Raw genomic sequence first — 17,242 nt, 5'->3', positions numbered from 1 at the left:
CCGCATGGCAGGAGCCCTGTTCTTCGACGACCGGCGACATGCCGCGGGTGAGCCCGCCGGCCGCGCCGTCAGCCCTCGCTGAGAACCCGGAGGGCGAGAAGGCAGGTGGCCCGGACTTCACCGTCGGCGAGATCGAGACCCATGAGGTGTTCGATCCTGCGCAGTCTGTACGCCAAGGTGTTGCGGTGAATGAAGAGGTCGTCGCAGACCTTGCGGGAGTTGGCTGCATTGCGCAGGTAGGACTCGAGGGTTTCGCGCAGGGCTCCGGTGGGGTCCGAGTCCAGCGGAGCGATGAGCCTACGCGCCATGGTGACGAGTCCTCGATGCGGCAGGCTCTGGACGATGGCGGCGAGATCGGCCGCGGGGGCAACTCGGACTCCGGCTGTACCCGTCTGGCGTCTGGCGAGCTTGAGGGCGAGGGGCAGTTCCTCCAAGTTGTCTGCCTCGGTAAGGACCACGGACAGCTGCGGGATGTCGGCGAAGAGGGCCCGTGCCTGATCAAGGAGGTTCACGCGCTCGAGCGGCTCCTGGACGAGGAGCGTGGTCATCGTAGGCTCCTCCATGAAGCGGACGGTGCGAAACCATTCCTCGAGGCGCACGCGCGCCCGCCATGCCAGCGTCCTCAGTCGGAATCGGTCCATGTCCTCGCCCGCGGTGACGAGGAGCGCGCCCCACGGCTCGCCCGCCCCGAATCCCGCTTCGGCAGCGAGCCGTTCGAGCGTCGCCTCAGCAATGGGCTGTTCGTCGTAGAGCGCATCCATGAAGCGGACGGCCTCGCGGGAATGCAGGGGTGTCCGCGATCCGAGGGTGTAGCTGAGCTGCACGGCGAGCACGGCGGCCACGGGGCCCAGCAGGGGCTGGAGCAGTACATTGCTGCTCACACCCTCCACTTGGAGCCTGAAGGAGTGCGGTTCGCCGCTGGGGAGCCGGAGCGCCGAACGCGGTGCACCGGGCGGCGCCTTCCCGGCGCTGACGAGCTCCGCTCCGCTCTCGTCTGTCACCGCGACTCGGGCCCCGATGGATTCCGCCACTCGGTCCACGACGGTGACGAGCGAGCGCCCCTGGGCGGCCAGACGGGTGCATTCGTCGGCTAGATCCCACCCACGGCGGTGCACGTCGTAGCGCTCTGTCGCCAGCGTCTGCTCAACCTGCCGCATCACGAGAAGGAACGGAACGTCCGGGGGCAATTCAAAAAGGGGAAGCTCGTATGACTCGCAGGCCCTGGCCAGACCCTCGGGAAGCTGGCGGTGCGCGGCCCCAGTCCCGAAGACGAGACCAGCCACTGGCACGCTGACTAGGCGCTCCACGTAGGCATCCCAAATGCGGTAGTCCGTGACGTTCAGCCCCATCCCGCTGGTCAGCACCAAGGCGTTGACGGACAGGAAGGGCGTGGGGTCCATGTGTTCGGTTGGGGCGCACCACGCGATGGGCCGAGAGAGCCGCTCGTCCGAGACCCCCACCCGTAGGCGGATGTCGAGCCCCGGGAGGTCGCTGAGGTCGCGAAGGAGCATGGGCGTCCGATCGGAGGTGAGAAGCAGTAGTGCACTGAGCATAATTGACGGCGTGCCTTTCAGCACGTGGCACAATTCCACGCGACACAATCGATTGGCTACGGTGATGGGCATGCCAGAAACTGTGACCTCCAGCACGCAGTCACGTGTGCTCCTCAACTCGGACCTGGGCGAGGGCTTCGGGCTCCACGAGTTCGGCAACGACGCCGAGCTCATGAAGCTGATCGACGTCGCGAACGTCGCCTGCGGATTCCACGCCGGGGATCCCGACGTCATGAATCGCACCGTGGGCCTTGCGGCCGAGAATGGCGTGGCCGTGGGAGCCCACCCCGGCCTCCCGGATCCGACCGGATTCGGTCGGCGCCGCATGGCGCTCACCCCGGACGAGGCCGAATCGGTGATCCTCTACCAGGTGGGCGCCCTGACCGCCTTCCTGGCCAAGCACGGACTCGAGCTCCATCACCTCAAGCCCCACGGCGCGCTGTACGGGATGCTCGCCGGCGATGAGGAACTCATGGTTGCGGCGGCAGGAGTCGCGAGGCAGTTCGGCGTTCCGTTCTACGGCCTCGCCGGCACCGCGCACGAATCGGTGTGCCGCGCGATGGACGTCGACTTCGTCCCAGAGCTCTACGTCGACCTCAACTACGGCCCGCAGGGCCAGCTCCTCATCCAGCGTCGCCCCGAGCCGACCGATCCCGCGGCCGCCGCAGACCGGGTGCGGCGGGCCATCGTCGGTGAGCCGGTCCACGCCGTCGACGGCTCGCCCCTCAGCATCGAGTTCCGCAGCATCTGCGTCCACTCGGACGCCCCCAACTCTGTTGCGGTCGCCTCGGCGGTCCGCGACGTCCTCACCAACCGCTGAGCCCTCGGCTCGGCAGGAAGCAGGAACACCATGGCAAACGTCATCTCTCCGCTGCCCGGGATCTTCTACCGCAAGCCCGGGCCCGGCAAGGAACCCTTCGTCGAGGTCGGAGACACTATCGAGTCCGGCCAGACGATCGGCATCGTCGAGATCATGAAGCAGTTCACCGAGGTCCAGTCGGACACCGCCGGTGTCATCGAGTCCTTCGAGGCCGCCGACGGTGCGATGGTCAACCCCGGGGACACCCTCGTGGTGGTGCGCGAGGGGCAGGCATGAGGAAGCTCTTCATCGCCAACCGGGGCGAGATCGCCGTGCGCATCGCCCGGACCGCCAAGGAGATGGGCATCGCCACGGCTGTGGGCGTGAGCGAGGCGGACCTCGGCTCCCTCGCCGCCCAGGCCGCCGACGAGAACGTGGTCCTCGGCCCCGCACCGGCGGCAGCGAGCTACCTGAATCACGACGCCGTCATCGGCGCCGCCCTGGAGCTGGGCTGCGACGCCGTCCACCCCGGGTACGGCTTCCTCTCCGAGAACGCGGCGTTCGCCCGCACAGTGGACGCCGCGGGGCTGATCTGGGTGGGGCCGCCAGCCGAGGCCATCGAGATGATGGGGAACAAGGCGGAGGCCCGCGAGGCGGCACGCCGGGCCGGCGTTCCGGTGCTCAAGGGCACCGACGGTCCTCTGGACCCCGAGGCCGACGCCCTCGAGATCGCCAGGGCGATCGGCTACCCCCTGGTCGTGAAGGCATCCGCCGGGGGCGGCGGCCGCGGCATCCGCTTCGTCCACGACGAGTCGGAGCTCCTGCGCACGATCGACATGGCACGGGGCGAGGCGGCGGCCGTCTTCGGCGACCCGACCGTCTACCTCGAACGCTTCGTCGAGTCCGCTCGGCACGTCGAGGTCCAGATCCTCGGGGACGGGAGCAGCTTCATCCATCTGGGCGACCGCGACTGCTCCATGCAGCGCCGCTCCCAGAAGGTCATCGAGGAGGCCCCCGCACCCGACCTGCCCGACAGCGTCCGGCAGAGGATGCGGGAGTCCTCCGTCGAACTCGCCCGCCAGTGCGGCTACCGCGGCGCCGGCACCGTCGAATTCCTCTACGACCCCGTCCGGCAGGAAGCGGCCTTCATCGAGATGAACACCCGCATCCAGGTCGAGCACCCCATCACGGAGCAGATCACGGGGGTGGACCTCGTGCGGGAACAGCTGTTGATCGCGTACGACGGGGTGATGTCCCTCTCCCAGGAAGACGTCGCCTTCCGAGGGCACGCCATCGAGTGCCGGATCAATGCGGAGGACCCGGACAACAACTTCTTCCCCAGCCCGGGGCGGATCGTGCGCCTCGCGTGGCCGCAGGGGCCCGGCATCCGCGTCGACAGCGGCGTCGGCGAAGGATCCGTGGTGACGCCCTTCTACGACTCGATGCTCGCCAAGCTCATCGTCCACGCTGACGATCGCCCGGCCGCGATCACCGCCGCGCTGCAGGCCCTGGCGGAGACCGAGATCGAGGGCATCAAGACCACCATCCCCATGCACTCCAAGCTCCTGTCCCGCCCGGAGTTCGCGGACGTGGCCCACCATTCCAAGTTCATCGAGACAGCTCCCGACATGCTGGAGGCATCATGAGCACCCCGGCCCTCGAACGCGAGGCCCGCTACACCTGGGGCGGCGACGAGTTCCTCTTCGTCGAAGTGGACGAGGCCATGAGCCTTGCCGCGAACTTCAAGGTCATGACCCTGGCCTCCAAGCTCTCAGGGGCGGCCCTGGAGGGCGTGACCGACATCTGCCCGGCCAACGCATCCCTCCTCATCCGCTTCAACCCGGACGTCCTCGCTCCCTCGGTCCTCGAGGCGACCGTCCGCGGGTTCGAGCAGGACGCGGCGGGCGGGGGCGCCGAGACGCTCGCGACCCGCATCGTCGAGGTGCCGGTCTGGTACGACGACCCGTTCACCGCCGAGGTCGCCCAGCGGTTCCGCGAAGGGTTCCACCAAGAGCCTTCAGGCACCGACCTCGACTACGCCGCCAAGGTCAACGGGCTCACGGACGCCGCCGAATTCATCCGGCGGCACCACGAGCAGCCGTGGCTGGTCTCCATGGTCGGGTTCGTGGCCGGCCTGCCGTTCCTGTTCCAGCTCGTGGAGCGGCAGAAGCAGCTCGAGGTCCCGAAGTACCTGAGCCCCCGCACCGACACCCCCCGGCTGACTGTAGGCCACGGCGGCTGCTTCGGCGCCATCTACTCGGTCCGGGGCGCCGGTGGATACCAGATGTTCGGCGTCGCCGCGGCCCCGATCTACGACCCGGCACAGACCCTCGCCGACTTCAAGGACTTCATGGTCTTCTTCCGACCCGGCGACATCGTCAAGTTCAAGCCGGTCACCGAGCAGGAGTACGCCGCGATCCAGGCCGAGGTCGAGAACGGAACCTTCCGCTACAGGCAGGCACCTGTTGTCTTCGAGCTGAACAAGGCCCTCGAAGACCCGGAGCGCTACAACCGAGAACTGATGGAGGCCCTCGATGGCATGTGAGGTCAAGAGCCCCGGCCTGTCCACCACGATCCAGGACCAGGGGCGCCCCGGGTACTACAACGTGGGCATTCCCGAGGGCGGCTCGATGGACCAGTATTCGGCAGCCATGGCGAACGCCCTCGTCGGAAACCCCGCGGAGGAGGCCGTCCTCGAGTGCACCTACCTCGGCCCGGTCCTGCGGTTCACCGAGCCTGCGACCATTGCGGTGACCGGGGCGCCGGTTCCCATCAAGGTCAACGGCGAAGAGCGCCCGGAGTGGACGCGCCTGGGTCTCGAGGCAGGGGACGAGCTCAGCTTCGGGCCGCTGCGCGCCGGGACCCGCTACTACATCGCCTTCGCCGGCGGCATCGACGTTCCCGAGGTCCTGGGGAGCCGGTCCACGTACATCCTCGGCGGAATCGGGGGCCTGAACGGCCGCAAGCTGGAGGCGGGCGACGTCGTCCCGGTCGGCCAGGCGGACGCCCCCGCCGCGGGCGCCCCGACCCTTCCTGAAGAGTTCCGGCCCGCCTACGGCAAGGAGCAGACGGTCCGGGTTGTCATGGGCCTCTACGACCACCGGCTCACCGCCGCCGGCCGCGAGAGCCTCCTGTCGGGCGAGTGGAAGGTCACCCCAGTGGCCGATCGCATGGGCATCCGCTACTCCGGCCCCGGCGTCGAGTGGCGCGAGCGCGAGCAGCCGTTCGGGGCGGGCTCTGACCCCTCGAACATCGTCGACGCAGGCTACGCGGTCGGCTCGATCCAGATCCCGGGCGGGACCCAGCCGATCATCCTGCACCGGGACGCGGTCTCGGGAGGCGGCTACGCGATGGTCGCGACCGTGATCAGCGCCGACATGGACCTGTTGGCCCGCGCCGCCCCAGGGACCTCGACGCACTTCGTCGAAGTGACCCTCGATGAGGCCCTCGAGGCGCGCAAGGAACGTTCGGCCTTCACCGCCCGCGCGCTCGCCGCCCTCGGCATGCCATAGGGCGGGCGGTTCCCCGGGCGGGGTGGGCCCGCCGGCCGGTGGGCCCACCACATGGGAATCAGGCGCTGCTCTCGCGCACTTGGAGTGCCGGCTCGAGCCTGACCGACTCGACGTCCTCCCCCCGGAGCACCCCCTGGAGCATCCGGACCGCGTTGCGGCCGATCTCGGCCATGGGGGAGCGGACGGACGAGAGCGGGATCGGCAGCTCGGCTGCGAGCGAGGTGTCGTTGTACCCGACGACGGCGCAGTCACGGCCCACGGTCAGCCCGTGGGCTCGGAGTGCGCCCATCGCGCCGATGGCAGCGAAGTCATTGACGGCGAAGACAGCAGTCGGCGCCTTCCCCGATGCGAGGATCTTCTCCGCGGCCTCCCGCCCTCCCTGAGTGTCGAACCGCGACCAGACGATGGAGTCTTCTGCAATGTCGCCACCGAGCTCCCGCCACCGCTCCACGAAGGCAGAGGTGCGGTCAACAGCTGTGCTCGCGTACGGCTCGCCCGCAATGACGGCCACCTGCTGATGACCCTTGTCCCAGAGATGCTCGGCGACGAGCTCCCCACCTCGGATGTCGTCACAGGTCGCAGAAGGGAAGCCGGGATGGCGGCGGTTCATGAGCACGAACGGCACGGCACGGCGCCTGAGATCGGGCAGCACGTCACCGTCGAGATGCGAGTCGCCGATGATGAGCCCGTCGACCCTCCGCGCGAGCATCATCTCGACCTTCCGGCGCTGCTCCCGCTCGTCATCCCGCGAGTTGGTGACGAAGGCGGAGTAGCCGACCCGCGCGGCGGCATCCTCGATCCCCTCGTACATGATGGCGAGCACGAGGTCGGACAGCCGTGGCACCACGACGCCGAGCAGCCGGGTGCGCCGCGTGCGCAGGCTCGTAGCCTGTGGATCGGGGGAGTAGCCGACCTCGGCCGCCAGGTCCCGGATCCGCTGGGCGGTCGCCTCCGACGCCGCCCCCCTCGCCGATGCCGGGTCCGAGTGGAGGACCCGGGACACGGTCGAGGGATGGATGCCCAGCTCGCGTGCCAGGTCCTTGAGGGTCACCGCCCTCTCGCTGGTGTTGTTCTCCATGCCTCAGCTCTCTCGCGTTCGCCTTCTCATTCTCCATCGACAACGAACGAGGTGGCGGAAGGAAGGTCCCGCAAAACCCTTGACCGTGATCCGGACCACATCGTAAAGTCGGATCCAGCGTACCCAATCGATTGGGTAAGCGCGATCTCCGGACTTCGCCCCCTTCGGAACGTAACGGTCCGGAAACCAACCCCGTCAGCTTGATGAAACATTGCCTCGCTAGTCTCGGCACAACCCAATCGATTGGGTGCCGGTGGGGAAGCGCAGGCTGCAGGAGCAGGAGTACGACATGACAACGAGCCAGAGTGAGGAGCACGTAGTGCTGCTCGCGACCGGCGGGACGATCTCCTCCCGCATGCGGGAGGACCTCGGCGGGGCCGCCGTCGCGTCCGACGGTGCGGACGACCTGCTCCGCAGCGTCGGCGGCGAGCAGGCCTTCCCGGTCCGCGTGATCGACGTCCTGCGCCTCGGCTCGTATGCCCTCGACATCGACGACATGCTCTTGGTGTGCGCCCGGATCCAGGAGGTCCTGGCCGATCCGGCTGTGGTGGGCGTCGTCGTGACCCATGGCACAGACACCATGGAAGAGACCGCCTTCCTCGCAGACCTCGTGCACCGCGATCCGCGTCCGGTTGTCTTCACGGGCGCCCAGCGCGCTGCAGACTCGGAGGCACCGGACGGCCCCGGCAACCTCGCCCGCGCCATCGCGCTTGCGGGATCGGCAGAGGCCCGGGGGCACGGAGCGCTGCTCTGTTTCGCAGGGGAGGTCTTCCCTGCGCGCGGAGTGCGCAAGACCGAGACTGTGCGCCGGCAGGCCTTCAGCAACCCGGACTTCGGACTCGCCGGAAGCGTCAGGGATGACGGCGGCGTCGTCCTCGAGGAGGCGGCGCGCCAGCTGCGGGAGCCGATGCCGCTGCCTGCCCCTGACGCAGGCCGCGCCTGCCGCGTCGATCTGGTCGCGTCCTACCCCGGTGCCGACGCTGCCCACCTGAGGGCGTCCCTCGAGGCCGGCGCTGCGGGGATCGTCCTGCAGGGCACGGGCAGCGGGAACGCCAATCCCGAGCTGTGCCGGGCGGTGGCAGACGCGACGGCGCGGGGCGTCGTCGTCGTCACCAGCACCCGCGTGCACGCAGGCCCCGTTGTCCCGGTGTACGGCGCCGGCGGCGGAAAGGACCTGCTCGCGGCGGGGGCGATCCCCTCGGGCCTCCTCCGTCCGTCCCAGTCGCTCGTGCTCCTGTCCCTCCTCCTGCGGCTCGGCAGGTCGCGCGCGGACATCGCCGAGGCCTTCGCCGAGAGAGGAGGCGAGGCCTGACCCGACCTCCACGCACTCCCGACAGCCACCGTTCCACCCCGTTCGATTCCACCCCCTTCAGAAAGGCTCACCCGTGACCAAGGACATTCAAGTTGCCTTCGGCGTCGACGTCGACGCTGTCGCCGGAATGCTCGGCTCCTACGGCGGCGAGGACTCGCCCTGCGACATCTCCCGCGGCCTCTTCAGCGGTGAGGTCGGAGGCCCGCGCCTGCTCCGCCTCTTCGAGAAGTACTCGCTGCCCTCGACCTGGTTCGTCCCGGGCCACTCGATCGAGACGTTCCCGGACCTCACCCGCATGATCGTCGATGCCGGGCACGAAATCGGGGTCCACGGCTACTCGCACGAGAATCCGATCGCCATGACCCGGGAGCAGGAGACGGCGATCCTCGACCGCTCGATCGAGCTCATCGAGAAGGTTTCTGGCCGGCGCCCCACGGGCTACGTCGCACCGTGGTGGGAGTTCTCCCCGGTGACCAACGAGATCCTCCTCGAGCGTGGGATCAAGTACGACCACTCGCTGATGCACCGCGACTTCGAGCCCTATTACGTCCGCGTCGGCGACAGCTGGAAGAAGATCGACTACACCCAGCCCGCCGAGACCTGGATGGAGCCGTTGATGCGGGGCGAGGAGACCGACCTCGTGGAGATCCCGGCGAACTGGTACCTCGATGACCTTCCTCCGATGATGTTCATCAAGGCATCGCCCAACTCCCACGGCTTCGTCAGCCCTCGCGACATCGAGCAGATGTGGCGCGACCAGTTCGACTGGGTCTACCGCGAGATGGACCAGGCCGTCTTCACCATGACCGTCCACCCCGACGTCTCGGGGCGCCCGCAGGTCCTCCTCATGCTCGAACGCCTGATCGAGCACATCAACAGCCACGAGGGCGTCACCTGGATGCAGTTCGACCAGATCGCCGACTCGTTCCTCGCCCGCAGCCCGCGAAAGGACACCTCGAAGTGAGCACCCGATCCACCCTCGACCTGACTGCCCCTGCGGCGAACGAGAAGCGACGGTTCCCGGCCTTCTCCATGGGCGCCACCCGCATCGCCACGATCCTGGCCCTGCTCGCCTGGACCGTGGCGGTCTTCGACTACGGACTCTTCGGCACCCTCCTGCCGGCAATGCAGGAATCCTTCGGCTGGAGCGAGTCCGAGGCGTACGCGATCAATACCTGGATCGCCGTGGGCACGGCCATCGTGGCGTTCGGCCTCGGGCCCGTCATCGACCGTCTCGGCCGCCGCAAGGGCATGATGACGACGATCGGCGGCACCGCCGTCGTCTCCACCCTGACCGCGGCGCTCCCCGCCGGGCTGGGCGCCGTCAGCAGCGTCCTGCTCACCGTGGTCCGCTCCTTCGGGGGCCTCGGCTTCTCCGAGCAGGCCGTCAACGCGACCTACATGAATGAGGTCTACCAGGTCACCGAGGACGAGAAGAAGCGCAAGCGCCCCGGATTCCACTACTCCTTCATCCAGGGCGGCTGGCCCCTCGGCTTCCTCCTGGCCAGCGCCCTCGCGCTCGCGTTCCTTCCCTCTCTGGGATGGCGGAGCCTCTACGTGATGGCAGCAGTTCCCGCGGCGATCATCGTGTGGCTCATTGCGCGCAAGCTCAAGGAGACCCCCCAGTTCGAGCTGCACCACAAGCTCACCGAACTCGAGAAGGGCGGCCAGTCCGACCAGGCGCACGCCCTCGCCGCAGCCTACGGCGTCGAGCACTCCTCGGCTGCCCCGCTCAAGCGCATCTGGGAGCCCCATCTGCGCCGGAACACGATCGTGTTCTCCCTGGCCTGGATCATCAACTTCTTCGGCATCGCGATCTTCAGCGTCCTCGGCAGCTCGGTGCTGAAGAACGCCAAGGGAGTCGAGCTCTCGGACGCATTCTGGATGCTGATCGTCATCAACCTGCTCGCCTACTTCGGGTATGTGTTCCATGGCTGGCTCGGTGACAAGATCGGCCGGAAGAAGACGATCATCATCGGCTGGATCATCTCGGGCCTCTCCTTTGCGGTCATGCTCAGCCCGATCGCCTCGAGCCCGTTCCTGATCATCGTCACCTACGGTGCCGGGCTCTTCTTCCTGGTCGGTCCGTACGCTGCCATCCAGTACTTCATGGCCGAGTGCTACCCCGTCAGCTGCCGTGCCACCGGGACCACCTTCATCGGTGCGATGAGCCAGCCCGGCACGATCATCGGCGGCGCGCTCTTCACGGCCCTCGCGGCCGGCGCCGGAACGGGGACCGCCGCACTCTGGGTGGGCGCGCTCGGCACGCTGCTCTCCGGCATCCTCATGATCGCCGCCAAGCCGCCTGTCGAGGCCCTGCTGGAGGACCACCCCCATGAGTGAGACCAAGGCAGCAATCGTCACCGGCGCCGCCAGCGGGATCGGCCGGGCGCTCGCCGTCCACTACGCGGCCCGCGGTGTCCGCACCGTGATCGGCACGTTCCCCGGAGACCCCCACGACCCCGAGGAGACCCTCCGACAGGTCAAGGACGCAGGGGGAGAAGCGGTGATCCACGAGGTCGACGTGCGTGCCACCGAGTCCGTGGAGGCCTTCGCCGAACGCGCCCTGGACGAGTACGGCCGGCTCGACTACGCAGTGGCGAACGCGGGCATCCTCCGCAACGCCCCGCTCGGCGAGCTCTCCGATGAGCGCTGGCACGACATGCTCGACGTGGACCTCACCGGGGTCCTGCGCACCCTCCGCGCAGGCGCGTCCAGGATGGCCGGCGGCGGGGCCATGGTCGCCGTCTCCTCCATCGCGGGCGGCGTGTACGGGTGGGAGGAACACGCGCACTACGCCGCGGCCAAGGCTGGCGTCCTCGGGCTCGTCCGGAGCGTGGCGGTCGAGCTCGGCCCGCGGCAGATCCGCGCCAATGCGGTCATCCCTGGCCTCATCGAGACGCCGCAATCCCTCGACCCCGTCAATTCGCTGGGCCCCGAGGGCCTGCGCCGGGCCGGGGACGATATCCCCTGGGGCCGCGTGGGGCGCCCAGAGGAGGTCGCCGAGGTCATCGGCTTCCTCACCTCGTCTGCGGCCACCTACATCACCGGCCAGGCTCTCGTGGTGGACGGTGGACTGACCGTCAAGATGCGCGCATGAGCGCGGACATCCCCTCCCGGGCCTCGGGTCGGACGGTGGTCGTGACCGGGGGCGCGAGCGGGATCGGCAGGGCCATTGCCGAGGCCTTCCGCGCCCACGGGGACCGCGTAGTGGTCCTGGACCGGAGCGATGGCGCGGACGTGATCCGGGTCGACGTCTCAGACGAGGCGAGCGTGCGCAGTGCCTTCTCCTCGGTGCGCGAGCAGTTCGGCACGGTGGACGTCCTCGTGAATTCCGCGGGCCTCCTCACCGAGGCACCCGTGGAGGAGATGGACCTCGCGACGTGGAATGAGACGATCCGCGTGGATCTCACGGGCGTCTTCCTCTGCTGCCGCGAGGTCCTCCAGCCGATGCGGGCACAGCGATGGGGCAGGATCATCAACGTGGCCTCGCAGCTGGGCATCAAGGGAGGGGTGGGGCTGGCCCACTACAGCGCGGCGAAGGCGGGGGTCATCGGCTTCACCAAAGCCTTGGCGCTCGAGGCCGCGCCGGGCAATGTCCTGGTCAACAGCATCGCGCCCGGCCCGATCGAGACGCCGCTCGTCGAGGGGATCTCGGAGGACTGGAAGAGGGCGAAGCGGGCCGAGCTGCCCCTCGGGCGGTTCGGCACCCCAGCCGAGGTCGCCCCGAGCGCCCTTCTCCTGGCCAGCGATCCCGGAGGGAACCTGTTCGTCGGCCAGACCCTCGGGCCGAACTCCGGCGACGTGATGCCCTGAGAGAGGAGCCGGAATGTGCGGTGCCTGCGGGCGCTCGGTGGCTGAGGACCCGGTCTTCCCTGACGGCCGCACGACCAGGGGAAACCTGATCGCTGCCCAGATGATCGCCGAACTCTGCCCGTCTCTGACGGGTCGGGTCAAGGTCGTGGCCAGGCCCGACGGTTTCGTGGTCTCGGCCCCCGGCGGACGGCAGACCGTCTGTGCGACCGTGGGCGCAGTGTGGGCCGTGCTCCACAGCCTGGCGCCGGACGCCGGTGTGCTCCTCGAGCCCGCTCTGGCCGGGCTCGAGGAGCGGTACCGGGAGGCGGGCGAGCACCGGCTGCTGGAGGCCGTTGCGGCCTCCGGCCGAAGGCAGCTGGGTACCCCGAGGGAGGTTGCGGCGCGCCTCTGAGCGGGCGGTTTCAGCGGCGGGGACCGCTGCCCGGGGGCCGCCCGCCGTAATGCTCGGCCAGCCTCGCCAGGCCCTCGTCGAGGGAGACGGCGGGGGTCCAGTCGAGCAGTCTGCGGGTCTCGCGCTGGTCGAACCAGTGGGCGGTGGAGAGCTGCTCGGCGAGGAACCGCGTCATCGGAGGCTCCTCCTTGCGCCCGGCCCAGGTCCACAGCCTCTCCACCACGGCCCCCGCGCCCCGCGCCACCGCGCCGGGCACGGCCCACGACGGCGCCGGGACGCCGCCCGCGGCACAGATGCCCGCCAGCAGCTCGCCGATCGGGCGGGGTTCGCCGTTGCTCACGACGACGGCCCTGCCGTGGACGTGGTCCATGCGGTGCAGTGCGGCGACGATGGCGGAGGCGGCGTTGTCCACGTAGGTCGTGTCGATCAGGGCCGCCCCCGCATCGAGCAGGGGCAGGCGCCCGCGTCCCGCGCGCTCCAGCACCCGTTCCACCAGCTGGGTGTCGCCGGGCCCCCACACGATGTGCGGGCGCACCGCCGCGACCCGGAACGCGGGCGTGTCCGCCGCCAGCGCGAGCAGCTCGGCTTCGGCCTTCGTGCGGGAGTAGTCGCCGTGGGCGTGCTCCGGGTCGGCGGCCTCCGCGCCCAGCCCGGCGATGGCTGCGCCCGAGTTGGCCACCGATGGGGAGGAGACGAACACCGCCTCCCGCACCCCGGCCGCGCGGGCGAGGCGGAGCAGACGCCGGGTCCCCTCGACGTTCACCTCGGAGAATTCCGCGGCGCGGCCCGTGAAGGAGACCTTGGCGGCGAGGTGGATGATGCCTTCGGCCCCCTGGACCGCGGCGCGGACCGCGTCCTCGTCGGTGACGGATCCGAGGACGTCCGCCGCGCCCTCTACTCCTGACGGGCGGCGCTGGAACGTGGTCACGGCGTGACCCTGGCGGACGAGGAGCCCGGCGACCTCCCGCCCGAGCAGCCCGCTGGCACCGGTGACGAGGACCCTCATGGCGTCCCCGGACGGCCGCCGGCGAGCACCCGCGCCGCCCAGCGGGACAGTCGGGTCCTGTCGATCTTGGCGTTGTGCCGGATGTCCACGGGCAGCGCAGGGACCGCGAGCACGGCGGAGACCGGGACGCCGGCCGTGCGGGCCGCGGCGCGGACGCGTCCGGCGAGCTGGGGTGCCGCGGGCCCGGCCCTGCGGGCGGGAGGCGCGGTCTCGACGACGGCGACGACGGCCTGGGTGCCCGCCGGCCCGACCCCGGCGACGGCGGCGAGGCGCACGCCGTCCAGGCGCTCCATCGCCTGCTCGGCGCCGACTGGCGTCACCACGGCCTCCGGCGCGGTCACGACGTGGGCCAGGCGCCCCTCGACCCACAGCCGGCCGGCGGCGTCGAAGTGCCCCACGTCGCCGGTGCGGTGCCATCCGGGAAGGCTGCTGCTCTCCAGCTGGGTGAGCCAGAGCCTGTCGTAGGCGTCCTTGACGTGCGGGGCACTGACCAGGATCTCGCCGGTCACGCCGGCCGCCGTCACGGGATCGGACCCGGGGGCGGTGCCGTCCGCCGCCAGCGGGACGACGGCGACGCGGGCGCCGTGGACCGGCAGGCCCACGCAGACGCCGTTGCCCGCGCCCGCCACGGTGCCGGCGGCAGCATCGGCGTCGGCCGCCCGGATCCCCTCGAGGCTGATGTCGGTGACCGGCAGCGCCTCCGTCATCCCGTACGGGGTGTGCAGTGAGGCCCGCGGCAGCAGCTGCTGAACCTGCGCCAGGAGGGGTTCCGGGACGGGAGCCCCGGCCGAGAGCAGCATGTCGACCCGCTCCAGCGCCTGCCGCCCCGCGGCATCGACGCCGTCGCGGGTGGCCAGGACGTTGCGCAGCGCAGCCGGCGAGGCGAAGACCACCGTGGCGTCGATGGCCGCCGCGGCGTCCGCCAGCGCGCGCGCCGTCAGCGTGCGCGGGGCGGTGACGTCCATGGCCGGCGTCACCGACACCGCTCCGAGCGCCGGCCCCAGCAGGGCGAACGGGGCGAAGCCCGCCACCAGCCGGGCGCCGGAATGGATTCCGAAGGTCCGGGCCACGGTGTCCCGCATCGCCGCCAGCTGCCGATGCGTGTAGACCACGCCCTTGGCGGGACCGGTGGAGCCGGACGTGAAGAGGACCGCGGCGGGGGCCGCCGGGTCCGGAGCAGGCCACTCCGGATCCGCGCCCAGCGCCGCACCGCGGCGGGCCAGAGCGGCGAGGGACGTCTCGACGCCCAGGACGCGGCGACGCCCGGCCGGGAGGTCGCGCACACTGATCCGCCGCCCCGGCCAGCCGAGCGCCGTGGCAGCTGCCAGCGCCCTGTCGATGCCGATGAGGACGTCGGGGGCCGCACCCTTCACGGCGCGGCTGAGGCCCCGGGTGCCCAGCCCGGCGTCGGCCACCACCACCACGGCGCCCAGCCGCAGGCACGCGTAGAGGGCCACCGTGAGGTCCGCCCCGGGCGGAACCATGAGGCTCACGCGGCTGCCGCCGTGGACCCCGGCCTCGCGCAGCCCGGCGGCGAGCTCGGCGATGCTGCGGTCCAGCTGCTTCCAGCTGAGGGAGCGGCTGACGGCGCCCTCAGGCGACATCTCCGCCACGGCGAGGTCGTCCCCTGCCGGGCCGGCCGCGTGCTCGCCGAGCGCGGCCCACAGCGGCCGGAACCCTCCCGGCTCCTGCTCGGGCGCCCCCTCCCGGTGCGGGGCGGCCGGTGGGGCGTCCGACGCCGGCCGCTCGCCGCCGCGGGCGACGTCCCGCTCGGCGAGCCACCGGAAGATCGGAGCGGCGATGTCCCGGTCTTCGGCCAGAAGGTGGCCGGCGCCCTCGAAGCGGTGCACGTCTGCGTGCGGAAGCCTGCCGACGAGGTCCTTGAGGTACCGGTCGGAGAAGATCGGGTCCTTCGGGCCCCAGAGCATCAGGGCCGGAACCTGCAGGTCCCGCACTCCCTCCGCCACGCCGTTGAGCGCCGCGAAGCTGGGATGGGAGGCGTCGAGGGGGATGTCCGCGACGAAGTTCCCCACCCCGGCCCGCCGGCCGGCGCCACGGTAGGGCGCCAGGTAGGTTCTGCGGACCTCGGCCGGCAGCGCCGGGCGCGCCAGGGCGTGCGTCACGCGCAGGAAGGCGTCCGAGGTGGTCGTGCCCCACCGGTGCACCGCGGGGTGCAACGCGAGCCGCAGCGCCGGGGGGACTCCGGCGCCGGACGGCTGGTGGACGGCGGTGTTCGTCAGCACCACCCCGGCGAGGAGCTCCGGGTGCGCGAGCGCCCAGCCCAGGCTGACCGCCCCGCCCCAGTCGTGGCCCACGGTGACCACCGGCCCGGCGAGCTCCAGGGCGTCGGTGAGGTCGCCCAGGTCAGTGATCCGGTCGGCGAGGCGCCGGAAGGTGCCGGTGCGCTCCGAGTAGCCCATGTCCAGCTGGTCCACCGCCACCACCCGCCAGGGGTGGGCCGGATCGGATCCGGCGGCCAGCAGGGTGCGCCACAGGTAGGACCAGGTCGGGTTGCCGTGGACGCACAGCAGGGTGCCGGCGGGGGCCAGGCCGCGGCGGGCGAGCTGGTCGCCGTTGTCGAGGAGGTGCCAGCGGCGCACGGTGCCATGCGGGTCGGCGCCCGAGGTGGACCCGACGGCGATGGTCCGGGACCATTCCGGGTCGACCCCGGGCCACTGCGGAGTCACCAGACGATTTCCATCATGGCGGTGTTCAGCCCCGACCCGACCCCCATGCACAGGACCCGGTCCCCGGCGGCCAGGGACTGGGCCTCGGCGGCAAGGGTCATCGGCAGGGAGGCAGGGCCCACATTGCCCCAGTGCGGGAAGGTGATGGGAACCTTGTCCGGGTCCAGGTCGATGGCGCTGATGATCGCCTGGGTGTAGGCGTTGCTGACCTGGTGGGTGACGTAACGGTCCATGGCCGCCCAGTCCCACTCCGGCTGGGCCTCGTGCCAGGCGTCCACCACGAGCCGGAGGCCGCCGTCGAGCAGGCCCTTCGTGTCGGTGGACATGCCGTCGACGCCTCCCACGCACAGTTCGTGGTGCTCAGTTCCGGCGCGCATGACGCCGCCGATGAGGCGGTGCGCCCCGGGGTGCTCGTCGGCGGGACCCAGGACGGCCGCGGCGGCCCCGGACCCGAGCGTGAGGGTGGCGAACTCCCGGCTGAAGTCCTCACGGGTCGTCTCTGGCCGCTGCAGGCGCGCCAGCGTGGCCTCCTGGGTGGCCTGGGCGTCCTCCCCGTTGACGATGACCGCGTACCTGATCTGGCCGGAGTCGATCATGTTGGCCGCGAGGATGAAGCCGTTGACGAACCCGAGGCAGGCGTTGGCCAGATCGAAGTTCATGGCCGAGGACGGCAGGCCGAGCCCGTGGTGGATCTTCACCGCGACCGAGGGCTCGAGGTTGCGCCGGGTCACCGAGGTGTTGATCAGCAGCCCGACCTCGGAGGCCTCGACGCCGGCCTCCGCCAGCGCCTTGGCCCCTGCCTCGAGGGCGGCGTCGTCGAACGACGTCCCGGCGGCCCACCAGCGGCGGTGCGTCACACCGGCGACCCGCTCCAGCAGCCGCGGGGGGAATTTCAGCCGCCGCAGGGTCGAGGCCAGCCTCCGGTCGAAGTCCGTGGAGCTCACGATCCTCGGAGCCTCGACGCTGCTGACCGAGAGCAGCGCCGTGTTGCGGTGCCGGAAGGTCGCATTCCCTGCCAAGTCACGCCCCTGTTCGTATCCGTGCTGCATCCATGCGGTGACTGTACCCACCTGGGCGGTGGGCCAGAC

The 17,242-nt window shown here is 70.6% G+C and carries 16 protein-coding genes; 11 read left to right on the top strand and 5 right to left on the bottom strand.

Going from position 1 to position 17,242, the window contains the following annotated elements:
* Positions 1 to 68: 68 nt before the first annotated feature.
* Entirely contained in the window at positions 69 to 1,625 is a 1,557-nt protein-coding gene (locus tag SA2016_RS21630; protein WP_188781757.1) for a PucR family transcriptional regulator, read from the bottom strand.
* Between SA2016_RS21630 and pxpA the strand changes: the two genes are divergently transcribed.
* From pxpA to SA2016_RS19695, 5 genes are read left to right on the top strand one after another with little or no spacing between them, the layout of a single operon-like run.
* Positions 1,624 to 2,373 carry a 5-oxoprolinase subunit PxpA gene (gene pxpA, locus SA2016_RS19715; RefSeq protein ID WP_066502932.1) on the top strand — a complete coding sequence of 250 codons (750 nt, stop codon included), beginning with the start codon at positions 1,624 to 1,626 and terminating at the stop codon, positions 2,371 to 2,373. The genes SA2016_RS21630 and pxpA overlap by 2 nt on opposite strands.
* A gap of 30 nt (positions 2,374 to 2,403) precedes the next feature.
* The gene (locus tag SA2016_RS19710; RefSeq protein WP_066501551.1) at positions 2,404 to 2,649 is read left to right on the top strand and encodes an acetyl-CoA carboxylase; all 246 of its coding nucleotides are present in this window, start codon (positions 2,404 to 2,406) and stop codon (positions 2,647 to 2,649) included.
* A complete protein-coding gene (locus tag SA2016_RS19705) occupies positions 2,646 to 3,998 on the top strand; it encodes an acetyl-CoA carboxylase biotin carboxylase subunit (protein ID WP_066501549.1) in 1,353 nt (450 codons plus the stop codon). The genes SA2016_RS19710 and SA2016_RS19705 overlap by 4 nt, the downstream gene beginning before the upstream one ends.
* The gene (locus tag SA2016_RS19700; RefSeq protein ID WP_066501547.1) at positions 3,995 to 4,897 is read left to right on the top strand and encodes a 5-oxoprolinase subunit B family protein; all 903 of its coding nucleotides are present in this window, start codon (positions 3,995 to 3,997) and stop codon (positions 4,895 to 4,897) included. The genes SA2016_RS19705 and SA2016_RS19700 overlap by 4 nt, the downstream gene beginning before the upstream one ends.
* Positions 4,887 to 5,864 (top strand): 5-oxoprolinase subunit C family protein, encoded by a 978-nt coding sequence (locus tag SA2016_RS19695; RefSeq protein ID WP_066501545.1) that lies wholly within the window; start codon positions 4,887 to 4,889, stop codon positions 5,862 to 5,864. The genes SA2016_RS19700 and SA2016_RS19695 overlap by 11 nt, the downstream gene beginning before the upstream one ends.
* A 58-nt stretch (positions 5,865 to 5,922) precedes the next feature.
* Here the strand turns inward: SA2016_RS19695 and SA2016_RS19690 are convergent, their stop codons facing one another.
* Positions 5,923 to 6,942 carry a LacI family DNA-binding transcriptional regulator gene (locus SA2016_RS19690; RefSeq protein WP_066501543.1) on the bottom strand — a complete coding sequence of 340 codons (1,020 nt, stop codon included), beginning with the start codon at positions 6,940 to 6,942 and terminating at the stop codon, positions 5,923 to 5,925.
* 289 nt (positions 6,943 to 7,231) lie between these two features.
* On the opposite strand from SA2016_RS19690, the gene SA2016_RS19685 reads away from it, so the two are divergent.
* From SA2016_RS19685 to SA2016_RS19660, 6 genes are all read left to right on the top strand, one after another.
* Positions 7,232 to 8,254, top strand: a complete 1,023-nt coding sequence (locus SA2016_RS19685) for an asparaginase (protein ID WP_066501539.1) — start codon at positions 7,232 to 7,234, stop codon at positions 8,252 to 8,254.
* Positions 8,255 to 8,327: 73 nt separating this feature from the next.
* Positions 8,328 to 9,218, top strand: a complete 891-nt coding sequence (locus tag SA2016_RS19680) for a polysaccharide deacetylase family protein (RefSeq protein ID WP_066501538.1) — start codon at positions 8,328 to 8,330, stop codon at positions 9,216 to 9,218.
* Positions 9,215 to 10,597 carry an MFS transporter gene (locus tag SA2016_RS19675; protein WP_066501537.1) on the top strand — a complete coding sequence of 461 codons (1,383 nt, stop codon included), beginning with the start codon at positions 9,215 to 9,217 and terminating at the stop codon, positions 10,595 to 10,597. The genes SA2016_RS19680 and SA2016_RS19675 overlap by 4 nt, the downstream gene beginning before the upstream one ends.
* Complete coding sequence (locus tag SA2016_RS19670) at positions 10,590 to 11,354, top strand: SDR family NAD(P)-dependent oxidoreductase (protein ID WP_066501536.1); 765 nt, start codon at positions 10,590 to 10,592, stop codon at positions 11,352 to 11,354. Before SA2016_RS19675 ends, SA2016_RS19670 begins: the two co-directional genes overlap by 8 nt.
* The gene (locus SA2016_RS19665; protein ID WP_066501533.1) at positions 11,351 to 12,070 is read left to right on the top strand and encodes an SDR family NAD(P)-dependent oxidoreductase; all 720 of its coding nucleotides are present in this window, start codon (positions 11,351 to 11,353) and stop codon (positions 12,068 to 12,070) included. The genes SA2016_RS19670 and SA2016_RS19665 overlap by 4 nt, the downstream gene beginning before the upstream one ends.
* 100 nt (positions 12,071 to 12,170) lie before the next feature.
* Entirely contained in the window at positions 12,171 to 12,461 is a 291-nt protein-coding gene (locus SA2016_RS19660; RefSeq protein WP_141305403.1) for a hypothetical protein, read from the top strand.
* A 10-nt stretch (positions 12,462 to 12,471) separates the two neighbouring features.
* Here the strand turns inward: SA2016_RS19660 and SA2016_RS19655 are convergent, their stop codons facing one another.
* The 3 genes from SA2016_RS19655 to SA2016_RS19645 are packed head-to-tail and all read right to left on the bottom strand — an operon-like array spanning position 12,472 to position 17,173.
* Positions 12,472 to 13,467 carry an NAD-dependent epimerase/dehydratase family protein gene (locus SA2016_RS19655; protein WP_066501530.1) on the bottom strand — a complete coding sequence of 332 codons (996 nt, stop codon included), beginning with the start codon at positions 13,465 to 13,467 and terminating at the stop codon, positions 12,472 to 12,474.
* On the bottom strand, positions 13,464 to 16,157 hold the full coding sequence (locus SA2016_RS19650) for an alpha/beta fold hydrolase (RefSeq protein WP_066502930.1): 2,694 nt from the start codon (positions 16,155 to 16,157) through the stop codon (positions 13,464 to 13,466). Before SA2016_RS19650 ends, SA2016_RS19655 begins: the two co-directional genes overlap by 4 nt.
* Complete coding sequence (locus SA2016_RS19645; RefSeq protein ID WP_244932795.1) at positions 16,151 to 17,173, bottom strand: 3-oxoacyl-ACP synthase III; 1,023 nt, start codon at positions 17,171 to 17,173, stop codon at positions 16,151 to 16,153. The genes SA2016_RS19650 and SA2016_RS19645 overlap by 7 nt, the downstream gene beginning before the upstream one ends.
* Positions 17,174 to 17,242: the final 69 nt, after the last annotated feature.

It is taken from the genome of Sinomonas atrocyanea, from assembly GCF_001577305.1.
In the GTDB taxonomy this organism is placed as follows: Bacteria; Actinomycetota; Actinomycetes; order Actinomycetales; family Micrococcaceae; genus Sinomonas; species Sinomonas atrocyanea.
Note: the sequence above shows the minus strand (reverse complement) of the source record. Positions and strands in the feature narration are given on the sequence as shown.